Raw genomic sequence first — 14,026 nt, 5'->3', positions numbered from 1 at the left:
ACACAGGATATCTGGACCTATGAAGCCCGTTGACGAGCAGTTGGCGCTGATTAAGCGCGGCGCAGATGAGATTCTGGTTGAGTCTGAGTTGCGTACCAAGCTGGAGCGCGGCACGCCGTTGCGCATCAAGGCTGGTTTCGACCCTACTGCGCCGGATTTGCACTTGGGGCATACCGTGCTTATCAACAAGCTTCGTCAGTTTCAGGACCTGGGGCACAAGGTCCTGTTCCTTATTGGTGACTTCACTGGAATGATCGGTGATCCGTCGGGTAAGAATGTGACGCGTCAACCGCTGACACGTGAGCAGGTTCTGGCTAATGCCGAAACCTATAAGGAGCAGGTCTTCAAGATTCTGGATCCGGCGAAGACCGAGGTGATGTTCAACTCTACCTGGATGGACAAGATGAGCTCGGCTGACATGATTCAGCTGGCAGCCAAGCACAGCGTGGCCAGGATGCTTGAGCGCGATGATTTTGATAAGCGATACAAGAGCGGGCAGTCAATTTCTATCCACGAGTTTTTGTACCCCTTGGTGCAGGGCTACGATTCGGTCGCTATGGAGTCCGACGTCGAGTTGGGCGGAACCGATCAGAAGTTTAACCTGCTGATGGGGCGTGAGCTTCAGCGTCAGTATGGGCAGGAGCCGCAGATAACATTGACCATGCCTATTCTGGAAGGCCTGGATGGCGTCAAGAAGATGTCCAAGTCATTGAACAACTATATAGGTATCAATGACGCGCCCGGCGAAATGTACAACAAGCTGGTTTCCATGCCGGATAGTCTTATGTGGCGTTACTTCGAGTTGCTCAGCTTCCGGAGTATGGAAGAGATAGCGCAATTGCGAGCTGATGTAGAGGCGGGTGCCAATCCGCGGGACATCAAAATCAAATTGGCAGAAGAGCTGGTTGCGCGTTTCCACGGCGAAGAGGCTGCTGCCAATGCGCATCGCTCGGCAGGCAATCGCTTGAAGGATGGTGAGCTGCCCACTGATCTGCCCCAGGTTGATCTGGACGCTGATAGCGATCTGCCCATATCGGCCGTGTTGAATCGTGCGGGCATGGTGAAGAATGCGGCAGCTGCTCGCGACCTGCTGGCGGCCGGTTCGGTCAAGGTAGATGGTGAGGTGGTTGATCGCGATTTCGTGTTCAAGCTGGGTGTTTCCTACGTCTGCCAGGCAGGGAAAAAGAAGTTTGCGCAGATTGTGTTGAAAAAGGCTTGACGGCCGTGCTGAGATCTCTATAATTCGCCCTCTCGCTGAGCAGGAAGCTCTAAGTAAAGCGCTTATTAATCAATAAGTTAGCTTGAAAATAAGGGTTGACAGGCTGGCGAGATGGCGTAGAATGCGCCGCTCTGGTTCGGGGCTGAAGTTAAGGTCTGAATCGGAACGATGAGAAGCTCTCATCAAGTTTGACGGAAGGTGTTGACAAGGGGTTTGGCTCCTGTAGAATGCGCCTCCCTGACACGCAACGGCAAAGCCGGAACGAGTCACTCAAGCGGTTTTTGAAGCGGTTAAAAACTTCAAAAAAAAGCTTGACGGAACAGAAGGTTAGCGTAGAATACGCGGCCTTGGTTAGGCGGAGACGCTGACCGAATCGCTCTTTAACAATTTGAATCAAGTAATTCGTGTGGGTGCTTGCTGAATGGATGTGATGATCCGAAAGATTATCAGCCAAGCAAGTTACTCTGTGAATTCTAGAGTTTTTTGTAAAGCTGAGCCAAGTTTAGGGTTTTCACAAAACCCAATCAGTATTTAACTGAAGAGTTTGATCATGGCTCAGATTGAACGCTGGCGGCAGGCCTAACACATGCAAGTCGAGCGGTAGAAGGAAGCTTGCTTCCTTTGAGAGCGGCGGACGGGTGAGTAATGCCTAGGAATCTGCCTGGTAGTGGGGGATAACGTTCGGAAACGGACGCTAATACCGCATACGTCCTACGGGAGAAAGCAGGGGACCTTCGGGCCTTGCGCTATCAGATGAGCCTAGGTCGGATTAGCTTGTTGGTGAGGTAATGGCTCACCAAGGCAACGATCCGTAACTGGTCTGAGAGGATGATCAGTCACACTGGAACTGAGACACGGTCCAGACTCCTACGGGAGGCAGCAGTGGGGAATATTGGACAATGGGGGAAACCCTGATCCAGCCATGCCGCGTGTGTGAAGAAGGTCTTAGGATTGTAAAGCACTTTAAGTTGGGAGGAAGGGTTATAGCCTAATACGCTGTAACTTTGACGTTACCGACAGAATAAGCACCGGCTAACTCTGTGCCAGCAGCCGCGGTAATACAGAGGGTGCAAGCGTTAATCGGAATTACTGGGCGTAAAGCGCGCGTAGGTGGCAAAGTAAGATGGGTGTGAAATCCCCGGGCTCAACCTGGGAACTGCATCCATAACTGCTTCGCTAGAGTACGGTAGAGGGTAGTGGAATTTCCTGTGTAGCGGTGAAATGCGTAGATATAGGAAGGAACACCAGTGGCGAAGGCGACTACCTGGACTGATACTGACACTGAGGTGCGAAAGCGTGGGGAGCAAACAGGATTAGATACCCTGGTAGTCCACGCCGTAAACGATGTCAACTAGCCGTTGGGAACCTTGAGTTCTTAGTGGCGCAGCTAACGCACTAAGTTGACCGCCTGGGGAGTACGGTCGCAAGATTAAAACTCAAATGAATTGACGGGGGCCCGCACAAGCGGTGGAGCATGTGGTTTAATTCGAAGCAACGCGAAGAACCTTACCTGGCCTTGACATGCTGAGAACTTTCCAGAGATGGATTGGTGCCTTCGGGAACTCAGACACAGGTGCTGCATGGCTGTCGTCAGCTCGTGTCGTGAGATGTTGGGTTAAGTCCCGTAACGAGCGCAACCCTTGTCCTTAGTTACCAGCACATAATGGTGGGCACTCTAAGGAGACTGCCGGTGACAAACCGGAGGAAGGTGGGGATGACGTCAAGTCATCATGGCCCTTACGGCCAGGGCTACACACGTGCTACAATGGGGGATACAGAGGGTTGCCAAGCCGCGAGGTGGAGCTAATCCCACAAAGTCTCTCGTAGTCCGGATTGGAGTCTGCAACTCGACTCCATGAAGTCGGAATCGCTAGTAATCGTGGATCAGAACGCCACGGTGAATACGTTCCCGGGCCTTGTACACACCGCCCGTCACACCATGGGAGTGGGTTGCACCAGAAGTAGCTAGTCTAACCTTCGGGAGGACGGTTACCACGGTGTGATTCATGACTGGGGTGAAGTCGTAACAAGGTAGCCGTAGGGGAACCTGCGGCTGGATCACCTCCTTAATCGATAGATCACACGACGCTCTTCAAGCACTCACACGAATTACTTGATTCATAAAGAAAGGCGATTGGGTCTGTAGCTCAGTTGGTTAGAGCGCACCCCTGATAAGGGTGAGGTCGGCAGTTCGAATCTGCCCAGACCCACCAATTGTCGAGGTGTGAAGGTCTGAACGGGGCCATAGCTCAGCTGGGAGAGCGCCTGCCTTGCACGCAGGAGGTCAGCGGTTCGATCCCGCTTGGCTCCACCAGGACGACGCAGCAGACAAGTATTTCGCCATAGATTGGAACTCAGAGTTCATACATGAATGATCAGCTTGCTGGATCATTGATGTCTGGTCTCTGAACCAGACGCTCTTTAAAAATTTGGATATGTGATAGAAGTACAGACATATAGCATGTATCACTGCATGTTGTATGGCTAAGGTAAACTTGTAATCTCAAGTGCAAGTTCCGGAATTGTCGTTAATTCTGTAGTAAACCTAATATCACTTAATAATCTAGGCCGGCTAATTTATTAGCGGTGCTTAAGATTGTTTGGGGTTATATGGTCAAGTGAATAAGCGCACACGGTGGATGCCTTGGCAGTCAGAGGCGATGAAAGACGTGATAGCCTGCGAAAAGCTTCGGGGAGGTGGCAAATAACCTTTGATCCGGAGATCTCTGAATGGGGAAACCCACTTAGCATAAGCTAGGTATCACACACTGAATACATAGGTGTGTGAGGCGAACCAGGGGAACTGAAACATCTAAGTACCCTGAGGAAAAGAAATCAACCGAGATTCCCCAAGTAGCGGCGAGCGAACGGGGAGTAGCCCTTAAGCAATTTTGAGTTTAGTGGAAGGCTCTGGGAAGTGCCGCCATAGTGGGTGATAGCCCCGTACACGAAAGGCTCTTAGTTGTGAAATCGAGTAGGTCGGCGCACGTGAAACGTTGACTGAACATGGGGGGACCATCCTCCAAGGCTAAATACTCCTGACTGACCGATAGTGAACCAGTACCGTGAGGGAAAGGCGAAAAGAACCCCTGTGAGGGGAGTGAAATAGAACCTGAAACCGTGTGCGTACAAGCAGTGGGAGCAGACTTGTTCTGTGACTGCGTACCTTTTGTATAATGGGTCAGCGACTTATATTCAGTGGCGAGCTTAACCGTCTAGGGGAGGCGTAGGGAAACCGAGTCTTAATAGGGCGTTTAGTCGCTGGGTATAGACCCGAAACCGGGCGATCTATCCATGGGCAGGTTGAAGGTGCCGTAACAGGCACTGGAGGACCGAACCGACTACCGTTGAAAAGTTAGCGGATGACTTGTGGATAGGAGTGAAAGGCTAATCAAGCTCGGAGATAGCTGGTTCTCCTCGAAAGCTATTTAGGTAGCGCCTCGTGTATCACCGCTGGGGGTAGAGCACTGTTTCGGCTAGGGGGTCATCCCGACTTACCAAACCGATGCAAACTCCGAATACCAGCGAGTGTCAGCACGGGAGACACACGGCGGGTGCTAACGTCCGTCGTGAAAAGGGAAACAACCCAGACCGTCAGCTAAGGTCCCAAAGTTATGGTTAAGTGGGAAACGATGTGGGAAGGCTTAGACAGCTAGGAGGTTGGCTTAGAAGCAGCCATCCTTTAAAGAAAGCGTAATAGCTCACTAGTCGAGTCGGCCTGCGCGGAAGATGTAACGGGGCTCAAACCATACACCGAAGCTACGGGTTCATCTTATGATGAGCGGTAGAGGAGCGTTCTGTAAGCCTGTGAAGGTCAATTGAGAAGTTGGCTGGAGGTATCAGAAGTGCGAATGCTGACATGAGTAACGACAATGGGAGTGAAAAACTCCCACGCCGGAAGACCAAGGGTTCCTGCGCAACGTTAATCGACGCAGGGTGAGTCGACCCCTAAGGCGAGGCCGAAAGGCGTAGTCGATGGGAAACGGGTTAATATTCCCGTACTTCTAGTTACTGCGATGGAGGGACGGAGAAGGCTAGGCCAGCACGGCGTTGGTTGTCCGTGTTTAAGGTGGTAGGTTGAGTGCTTAGGTAAATCCGGGCGCTTAAGACCGAGAACTGATGACGATCTTTCTTTTAGAAAGAGAAGTGGTTGATGCCATGCTTCCAGGAAAAGCTTCTAAGCTTCAGGTAACTAGAAATCGTACCCCAAACCGACACAGGTGGTCAGGTAGAGAATACCAAGGCGCTTGAGAGAACTCGGGTGAAGGAACTAGGCAAAATGGCACCGTAACTTCGGGAGAAGGTGCGCCGGTTTTGGTGAAGGATTTACTCCGTAAGCTGAGACCGGTCGAAGATACCAGGCCGCTGCAACTGTTTATTAAAAACATAGCACTCTGCAAACACGAAAGTGGACGTATAGGGTGTGACGCCTGCCCGGTGCCGGAAGGTTAATTGATGGGGTTAGCTTCGGCGAAGCTCTTGATCGAAGCCCCGGTAAACGGCGGCCGTAACTATAACGGTCCTAAGGTAGCGAAATTCCTTGTCGGGTAAGTTCCGACCTGCACGAATGGCGTAATGATGGCGGCGCTGTCTCCACCCGAGACTCAGTGAAATTGAAATCGCTGTGAAGATGCAGTGTATCCGCGGCTAGACGGAAAGACCCCGTGAACCTTTACTATAGCTTTGCACTGGACTTTGAATTTGTTTGTGTAGGATAGGTGGGAGGCTTTGAAGCGTGGACGCTAGTCTGCGTGGAGCCAACCTTGAAATACCACCCTGACAACTTTGAGGTTCTAACTCTGGTCCATTATCTGGATCGAGGACAGTGTATGGTGGGTAGTTTGACTGGGGCGGTCTCCTCCCAAAGAGTAACGGAGGAGTACGAAGGTGCACTCAGCACGGTCGGAAATCGTGCGTAGAGTATAAAGGCAAAAGTGCGCTTGACTGCGAGACCAACACGTCGAGCAGGTACGAAAGTAGGTCTTAGTGATCCGGTGGTTCTGTATGGAAGGGCCATCGCTCAACGGATAAAAGGTACTCCGGGGATAACAGGCTGATACCGCCCAAGAGTTCATATCGACGGCGGTGTTTGGCACCTCGATGTCGGCTCATCACATCCTGGGGCTGAAGCCGGTCCCAAGGGTATGGCTGTTCGCCATTTAAAGTGGTACGCGAGCTGGGTTTAGAACGTCGTGAGACAGTTCGGTCCCTATCTGCCGTGGACGTTTGAGATTTGAGAGGGGCTGTCCTTAGTACGAGAGGACCGGGATGGACGAACCCCTGGTGTTCCGGTTGTATCGCCAGATGCATTGCCGGGTAGCTACGTTCGGAAAAGATAACCGCTGAAAGCATCTAAGCGGGAAACTTGCCTCAAGATGAGATCTCACTGGGAGCTTGACTCCCCTAAAGGGCCGTCGAAGACTACGACGTTGATAGGTTGGGTGTGTAAGCGCTGTGAGGCGTTGAGCTAACCAATACTAATTGCCCGTGTGGCTTGACCATATAACACCCAAGCAATCTGGTGTTATCAGGACACACAGAATGACAGTTCTAGAACTTGTCGAGATTACGATTTACCGTTCTTCTATCACGTATTCAAGCTTTTAAGCTGTTCGGTTCGCCGGGCAGTAACGAATTGCTTGACGACAATAGAGCATTGGAACCACCTGATCCCATCCCGAACTCAGTAGTGAAACGATGCATCGCCGATGGTAGTGTGGGGTCTCCCCATGTGAGAGTAGGTCATCGTCAAGCGCTTATACCGAATGCCCTGATCAAAAATGATCAGGGCATTTTTTTTGGCTTAAAAAAGTGATGATGAGAGTACCGGAGTGCCGGCCAGATCATCGTCAAGCGCTAACACCGAAACCCCCGATCTGGAAACAGGTCGGGGGTTTTACTTTGTGCGTGGGAAAGCGGCAAGCCGCAAGCCGCAAGCTCAAAGCTCAAAGCTAGAAGCCCAAGCCCAAGCCCAAGCCCAAGCCCAAGCCCAAGCCCAAGCCCAAAGCCCACCCAAAGTTCAAATAAAACTTGACTGGCTAAACCCGACCCCCATCCTGTTAACGCTTGCAGCTTGCAGCTTGCAGCTTGCAGCTTGCAGCTTGCAGCTTGCAGCTTGCAGCTTGCAGCTTGCAGCTTGCAGCTTGCAGCGAGCTTAGCCTCGATTCATCAGATCACTCAGAGCTGAGAAAATCTGCTTGGTATTTGACGGGCTTCTGCCTGGAGCCCCGGCACAGTGCCCCCAGTCCGATTCCAATAAGCTGAATGTGGCTGATGATATCTGATCTGCTTCGCTTTTCGCGTCTTCCTGGGTGAAGTACAAGTCCGTGCTCCCGGGCATGATCAGGCTGTGTGCTTGTATCGCGCCCAAAGCGGCTTGCATGTCACCGCCGAATCTTGGGTTGTTGCTAATGTCTGCGCTCTGCCAGGTGTATAGCATTGCTAGTAGGTCATTCGCATCCTGCTGTAGATGGTCTTCTTCCCAGAACCTCAGTAGTGCCTCAATTGAGTCAAAGCCCAATTCCTTATAGGTTTGGTTGCGGAAGAACGCTTGGCTATACGCCCAACCGGCATATACACGACCAAAGGCTTTAAGTCCCGCGATTGGGGGGCTCTTATAGCGACCCTCTTGCCATACAGCGTCACAGGTCAGCGCTGCCTTTATTCCCTCGAGAAAGACGAAGTTGTGTGGCCAGCAGCGGGCCGTGGCGCAGATGCTGGCTACGCGCTTAACCTGTTTCGGGTAGAGACATGCCCATTGCAGTGCTTGCATACCTCCCATCGACCATCCAGCTACCAGCGCAATCTCTGCGCCACCGAAGCGGCTCTCGATCAGTTGGTGCTGCAACTGAACATTGTCGTACAAGCTAACGTGCGGAAAATCTGCACCGCGCTGACTGGGATGTGAATTGCTCGGTGAGCTGGACTGGCCGTTACCAATCAGGTTGGGAATTACGATGCAGTAGCGCCTGGGGTCCAGCGGTCCCGTCGCACCAATGAAGGGCAGGTTGCCTGAGTGTGCTCCACCGTAGTACGTCGGTAGCAGGATCAGGTTATCTTTTTGAGCATTTAGTTCGCCTACCTGAACGTAACTGATGGTCGCATCAAACAGCGTATCACCGCTTTGCAGCTTAAATTCCTCGACACTGAAGTGTTTCGCAAATAACTGATTTTTTTGCATAAATTGGTATATCCCAAGAGCCGATAGTTGGCGTTTTAACGCATGGCTAATCTGTTTTTATCTCTTATACATGCATGCTGGCATGTATGTTGAATGGAAGATTCGTACCAGTTGCCGCAGTGGGTGCGGCCAGAATCATTGGAGTATCAGCATGAGCCAGCAAGCTACAACCGAGCAACTCAAACAGACGCTGCAGGAAAAAGGTGTGAAGTACGCCCTTGGTGGTTATGTCGATATCCACGGCATGATCAAAGGCAAGTTTGTTCCTTTGGAGCACCTTGGGCGAATGATGAAAGGGTCTGAGTTGTTTACTGGTGCTGCACTCGACGGTGTGCCGCAGGATATAAGTGATAACGAAGTTGCGGCTATGCCTGATGCCGCGACTATGACGGTGTGCCCCTGGAACAACGAGTTAGCCTGGTTTGCCAGTGACCTGTATTTGGATGGCGCGCCCTTCGAAGCTTGTTCACGCAACATCTTGAAGCGCCAGGTAGCAAAGGCCGCCGATATGGGGTTGAAGTTCAACCTAGGTATCGAGACGGAGTTCTTTTTATTCAAGGATACTGAAGATGGCGGTTTCGAGCCTATCAGTGGCCGCGATACGCTAGCCAAGCCTTGTTACGACCCCCGTGGTTTGATGGATAACCTGCCGATCGTCGGTGAGCTGGTTGAAGCGATGAATGCCATGGGTTGGGACGTTTACTCCTTTGACCATGAAGATGCGAACGGCCAGTTTGAAACGGATTTCACCTATACCGATGCGGTCGGTATGGCAGATCGGTTGGTGTTCTTCCGTCTGATGGCGAATGAGATCGCCCGCAAACACGGTGGTTTCGCCAGCTTTATGGCCAAGCCTTCGGCAAATCGCACGGGCAGCGGTGCGCACTACAATATGTCGTTAGCGGACATCGAAACCGGCAAGAATCTGTTCGACCCTGCTAACGGAAATGATCCGCACGGCTGTGGTGTTACCGAGATGGCTTACCACTTCATCGCGGGTGTTATGAAGCACGCCAAGGCGATCAGTGCCGTCATCGCACCCACGGTGAACAGCTATAAGCGTTTGGTTCGCAAAGGCAGTATGTCTGGTTCTACCTGGGCGCCGGTATTCGTATGCTACGGCAACAATAACCGCACCAATATGTTGCGTATTCCGTCTCAAGGCAGTCGCGTTGAGTGTCGGGCCGCCGATATTTCCTGCAACCCTTATCTCGGTGCGGCAATGATGCTGGCGGCCGGTCTTGAGGGTATCCGCGAAAGCATGGACCCCGGCGCACCGCACCGCGAGAACATGTACAACTACACCGACCAGCAGGTCCGTGAAATGGACATAGAGATGCTGCCGCAGAACCTGGGCGAGGCGGTTGAAGCTTTTGCGGCTGACCCACTGTCCAAGGCGGTTCTGGGCGAGGCAATGTTCGATAGCTTTGTCGCTTACAAGCGCCAGGAGTGGACTGAATACCACACGCATGTATCTGACTGGGAACTGGACCGCTACCTCAAGTTTTTCTGATTCTACTGGGCCGCGTGTTTAAGCGGCCCAGTTTTTGCTGTCTTCCTACATCAAGGGCGATAACTAAAATCATCTGGAGTAGAACCATGAAAAAGTCCGTACCTTTTGCACGACGTTTCAAGCAGGTCGTTTCCGGAGCATTGATCGCTTTGGCTGCATCCACGGTTATGGTGCCGGCGGCATCGGCTGAAGAGAAGGATAGCTTCAAGCTGGCCTGGAGTATTTATGCCGGTTGGATTCCGTGGAAATACATTGATGAGTCAGGCCTGATGAAAAAATGGGCTGACAAATACGGTATTGAAGTCGAGATCGTGCAGATCAACGACTACATCGAATCCATTAACCAGTACAGCACGGGGCAGTTCGACGGCGTCGTTGCTACCAGCATGGATGCGTTGTCGATTCCAGCCGCAGGCGGTGTAGATACCACCGCGCTGATTGTAGGTGACTATTCCAACGGTAACGACGGCATAGTGATGAAAGGTAGCAGTGATCTGAAAGACCTCGAGGGTGAGCAGGTTAACCTGGTTGAGCTGTCCGTTTCGCATTACCTGTTGGCGCGCGCGCTGGACTCGGTGGGCATGAGTGAGAGCGACGTCACCGTGGTCAACACCAGTGATGCTGATATGGTTGCGGCCTTCAGTACGCCTGATGTGAAAAACGTAGTCACCTGGAATCCGCTGCTTGATGAAGTACTGAGCATGCCAGATGCCAATCGCGTGTTTGATTCCAGTCAGATTCCTGGCCATATCAAGGATCTGACTATCGTTAACAGCGAGACGCTGAGAGACAATCCGGCGCTGGGTAAGGCTTTGGTCGGCGCCTGGTTTGAGCTGATGACTGAGATGGGCACCGACAGTGAGGCGGGTCAGAAGGCGCGTGCTTTCCTCGGCGAAGCCTCGGGTACCGATCAGGCTGGGTATGAAGCGCAGTTGGCGGGCATGAAAATGTTTTGGCAACCGGCTGACGCGCTGGCTTTCATTCGCAGCCCTGAGGCGGTAGATGCGATGGATAGCGTACGTCAGTTTTCCTTCCAGAAAGGCCTGCTAGGCGAGGGTGCTGATTCGGCTGATTTTGTCGGTATCGCAATGCCGAACGACAAGACGCTGGGTGATACCGGTAATATCAAGCTGCGGTTTGATACCGAGTACATGCAGATGGCAGCTGATGGTGCTCTCTGATTTAGCCTGACTGTTACCGGTAGTCATTTCATTCACTGGCTGCCGGTAACGCCTGTTGGAACACCCATGCGCAGAACCAAAGAAGACGCGGAAAAAACCCGCCTGAAAATCATTGAAGCCGCGCTGACACTGTTCAGCCGTAATGGCTACTCGAATACCACCCTGGCGATGATTGGCACTGAAGCGGGTTACAGTCGGGGCCCTATTTATTGGCACTTCAAGAACAAGGAAGACTTGTTTCAAGCGGTGTTGGCATACTCTCAGGAACCGCTTGAGCAGTTAGTTGCGCAGGCGCGCAATGGCGAGCTACTGCCACTGGCAACCATAGAGCGCTTTGTCACGCGTTGGTTTGATTTGTTGGTAGAGGACGCCTGGTTCCGTCAGTCTTTTGAGATCCTGTTGAACAAGACAGAAATGACCGAAGCTGTTTCGGCCACGCTTAAGCGTGAGCGCAAGCTGACACGCAGCATGATAAGCACCTTGCAGGAATTGCTTTTGGCGGCGCAGGAGGAGGGGGCTATACCGCAATCTCAGCCTGCAGAGCAGTTGGCGCTGATGGTTTATACGCAGCTTATGGGGATTACCCAGAGCTGGTTGTTTGCACCGAGACTATTCAACTTGAGTAAGCAACGGCGATTCTTTGCCGAGCGACTATTGGTTGCTATCCAGCAACCATGAAAAATCCCGCCCTCGGCTTGTGGCCGAAAGGCGGGGGTTGTTGCCTATCAGTGCTTTACCGGTTCTACGATAGGGAAGTTGCCTGAAGGCACTTCCAGCATCTGCAGCAACCCGAAGAACGCACTTGGCTCGCCCGATATGGTGATTTCGCCGGCTTTGACCGCATCCGGGAACGTGGTGCGGCGCAGCAAGATCTGGTTCAGTGTTTCTCTGGTCATGACCACCGTTGCCTGGGCTGCATCGTCCTGCTCGTTTTCGCGATAAGTCAGGGTAGAGTGCTCCAGGTTCAACCGGTAGTTTTCCTCGGTATCGCTGAGCTGCCAGTTGATCACCAAGTGCTTGCCTGCGGCCTTGTCGGCATCCAGGCGCACGGCCATCAGGTCAAAGAACATACCGGTATCCAGCGCCTGCAGTACGTCGGGTGATAGCGAGCCTTCAGTGGCTTCGCTTGGCCCGTTGCGCAGCTCCATGGCACCGGTGAGATAGGCTCCTCGCCAGGTACCTGCTTCTGCCTGATAACCCAATTGTTCCAATGCGTCTGCGCCGAGTTCACGGGCCGCCTGATTTTCAGGTTCGGCGAACACTACCTGGTTCATCACTGACGCCACCCAGCGATACTCGCCGTTATCAAAGTCCTTGCGGGCTTGTTCGATAACCTTGTCGGCGCCGCCCATATAGGCCACGGTTTTTGCCGCATTCTGCTCAGGGGGAAGCGGGTTGAGGTTGGCCGGGTTGGCGTCGTACCAGCCCATGTAGCGTTGGTAGATGGCTTTGGCGTTGTGGCTTAAGGTGCCGTAGTAACCGCGCGCGTACCATTGCTGATCAAGGCTTTCCGGCAATTTTATTTGTTCGGCGATGTCGCCGGGCAAATAGCCCTTGTTGATCATGCGTACCGATTGGTCGTGAATGTACTTGTACATGTCACGCTGTACCGAGAGGAATTGCTTGGTTGCCTCCTGATCCCATACTGGCCAGTGGTGCTGGCCGATCAGTACATCAGTCTTGTCGCCAAAGCGCTCCAGGGCCAGATCAATATAGTGCGACCAGGCACTGGCATCGCGCACTGCCGCGCCGCGAATGGTATAGACGTTGTGCATGTGCTGGCTGGTGACTTCGCCGGTATCCAATACCTTGAACTTGGGGAAGTACATCATCATTTCCGACTCTGCTTCGGAGCCATGCGCCATCTGGAATTGTATTTCGATACCATCGATAGTCAGGTTGGCGTTGTCCGGCACGGTATCTGTCGGCGCGATCAGTGATCGTGAGCCGTGAGAAAGGGCCTTGCCCAGCCCTGTGTCGACATGTCCACGCTCTCCGGGCGGTAGTGTCGCACCAAATTGGTAGGTGGCGCGTCGGCTCATCGCCGGGCCTGCGATGATGTTTTCAGATACCGCGTGCTCCATAAACCCGGCCGGAGCATAAACGTGCGCCTTGCCTGCCTTCACGTCAGCCTCGTCCAGCACGCCTTTGACTCCGCCCCAATGGTCAACGTGATTATGGGTATAGAGCACAGCGACTACCGGTTTCTTTGGGCGGTTCTGGTAGTAGAGTTCGAGGCCCGCTTTAGCGGTAGAAGGTGAGAGCAGTGGATCAATGATGATCAGCCCTGTGTCACCTTCAATAATGGTCATGTTGGCCAAATCCATACCGCGAATCTGATAAAGGCCATCGGTTACCTTGAACAGACCATGAATGTTGTTTAGCTGCGCCTGGCGCCACAAGCTTGGGTTGACGGTATCCGGTGCGGCTTCCTGGTCGAGAAAGCGGTAAGCACTCATATCCCAGGCGACGGAGCCATCGTCGTTGGTCACTTTGCCGTCCGGTAGTTGCGCAACAAAGCCGCGCTGAGCATCAGTAAAGGCTTGCTGGTCGGCAAAGGGTAGTTGTTGCAATACCGCCTGGTTACTGGCGGCGGTGCTGGCGGTCGCAGGGTTGGTGGTGGCCTGTGCAGTGAGGCTGACGGTGGCGGCTATTGCGCTAATGCAGTAGATGAACGTGCGTGCTCGCATCGGGTGTCTCCCAGGATTTAGCTGGCGTCGTCTGGTTAGACGCGCTCTTGTTGTGATCGGAAAGAACGATTGGCGCTGACAAAACTATAGACAGTCTTATATATATCTGACTAATGCATTTTTATTGTCATTTTGATGCTTTTTTTGCATTGGATTGGGTGCTGAAGTGAAATTGAAGCATCGCGGGTGTACCCTTGGGGGGCAATCGCGCGTATTCAGAGTGGTTTTTATCGAAGCCGTTGC

At 52.7% G+C, this 14,026-nt stretch carries 6 protein-coding genes, 2 tRNA genes and 3 rRNA genes; 9 read left to right on the top strand and 2 right to left on the bottom strand.

Annotated features, from left to right (window positions below; all coding sequences use genetic code 11):
• The first annotated feature begins 19 nt into the window (after nt 1-19).
• From tyrS to rrf, 6 genes are all read left to right on the top strand, one after another.
• Nucleotides 20-1,219: a tyrosine--tRNA ligase gene (gene tyrS, locus EF096_RS14435; protein WP_123890508.1), complete on the top strand. Its 1,200-nt coding sequence runs from the start codon at nt 20-22 to the stop codon at nt 1,217-1,219.
• Nucleotides 1,220-1,751: 532 nt separating this feature from the next.
• A 16S ribosomal RNA gene (locus EF096_RS14430) occupies nt 1,752-3,288 on the top strand.
• 67 nt (nt 3,289-3,355) lie between these two features.
• A tRNA-Ile gene (locus EF096_RS14425) sits at nt 3,356-3,432 on the top strand.
• A gap of 25 nt (nt 3,433-3,457) precedes the next feature.
• Nucleotides 3,458-3,533, top strand: a tRNA-Ala gene (locus EF096_RS14420).
• 298 nt (nt 3,534-3,831) lie between these two features.
• Nucleotides 3,832-6,721 (top strand): 23S ribosomal RNA (locus EF096_RS14415).
• Nucleotides 6,722-6,857: 136 nt separating this feature from the next.
• A 5S ribosomal RNA gene (gene rrf / locus EF096_RS14410) occupies nt 6,858-6,973 on the top strand.
• The 16S, 23S and 5S rRNA genes sit together here with 2 tRNA genes alongside, the layout of an rRNA operon.
• 400 nt (nt 6,974-7,373) lie before the next feature.
• On the opposite strand, the gene EF096_RS14400 is transcribed toward rrf, so the two are convergent.
• The gene (locus tag EF096_RS14400; protein ID WP_123890506.1) at nt 7,374-8,399 is read right to left on the bottom strand and encodes an alpha/beta fold hydrolase; all 1,026 of its coding nucleotides are present in this window, start codon (nt 8,397-8,399) and stop codon (nt 7,374-7,376) included.
• Nucleotides 8,400-8,550: 151 nt separating this feature from the next.
• On the opposite strand from EF096_RS14400, the gene glnT reads away from it, so the two are divergent.
• From glnT to EF096_RS14385, 3 genes are all read left to right on the top strand, one after another.
• Entirely contained in the window at nt 8,551-9,912 is a 1,362-nt protein-coding gene (glnT, locus tag EF096_RS14395; RefSeq protein WP_123890505.1) for a type III glutamate--ammonia ligase, read from the top strand.
• 167 nt (nt 9,913-10,079) lie between these two features.
• Nucleotides 10,080-11,093 carry a putative urea ABC transporter substrate-binding protein gene (locus EF096_RS14390; RefSeq protein ID WP_235869752.1) on the top strand — a complete coding sequence of 338 codons (1,014 nt, stop codon included), beginning with the start codon at nt 10,080-10,082 and terminating at the stop codon, nt 11,091-11,093.
• A 66-nt stretch (nt 11,094-11,159) separates the two neighbouring features.
• Nucleotides 11,160-11,771, top strand: coding sequence for a TetR family transcriptional regulator (locus tag EF096_RS14385; protein ID WP_123890503.1), 612 nt, complete (start codon nt 11,160-11,162; stop codon nt 11,769-11,771).
• A 47-nt stretch (nt 11,772-11,818) separates the two neighbouring features.
• On the opposite strand, the gene EF096_RS14380 is transcribed toward EF096_RS14385, so the two are convergent.
• The gene (locus tag EF096_RS14380) at nt 11,819-13,783 is read right to left on the bottom strand and encodes an alkyl/aryl-sulfatase (protein WP_123890502.1); all 1,965 of its coding nucleotides are present in this window, start codon (nt 13,781-13,783) and stop codon (nt 11,819-11,821) included.
• Nucleotides 13,784-14,026: the final 243 nt, after the last annotated feature.

The sequence above is a fragment of the Pseudomonas neustonica genome, assembly GCF_003797945.1.
GTDB classification, from domain to species: domain Bacteria; phylum Pseudomonadota; class Gammaproteobacteria; order Pseudomonadales; family Pseudomonadaceae; genus Halopseudomonas; species Halopseudomonas neustonica.
This window is presented reverse-complemented; position numbering and strand designations above follow the sequence as displayed.